General features: G+C 55.2%; 1 tRNA gene and 1 rRNA gene. Both read right to left on the minus strand.

Features of this window, described 5'->3' with window-relative positions:
* Nucleotides 1–9 precede the first annotated feature (9 nt).
* Nucleotides 10–126: ribosomal RNA gene (rrf, locus tag HMPREF2919_RS07060) — 5S ribosomal RNA — on the minus strand.
* 3 nt (nt 127–129) lie between these two features.
* Nucleotides 130–202, minus strand: a tRNA-Ala gene (locus HMPREF2919_RS07065).
* Between the last annotated feature and the right edge of the window lies 1 nt (nt 203).

Genomic DNA, 203 nt, shown 5'->3' on the forward strand with positions numbered 1-203 from the left:
TCAAAAATAAACCGGCGATGACCTACTCTCCCACACCCACAAAAGTGCAGTACCATCGGCGCGAAGAGTCTTAGCTTCTGGGTTCGGAATGGAACCAGGCGTTTCCCTCTTGCTATAATCACCGGAAAGTGGAGGCGAGGGGACTCGAACCCCTAACCCTCTGCTTGCAAAGCAGATGCGCTACCAATTGCGCCACGCCCCCG

This window comes from Rothia sp. HMSC068E02, from assembly GCF_001813565.1.
Lineage (GTDB): Bacteria > Actinomycetota > Actinomycetes > Actinomycetales > Micrococcaceae > Rothia.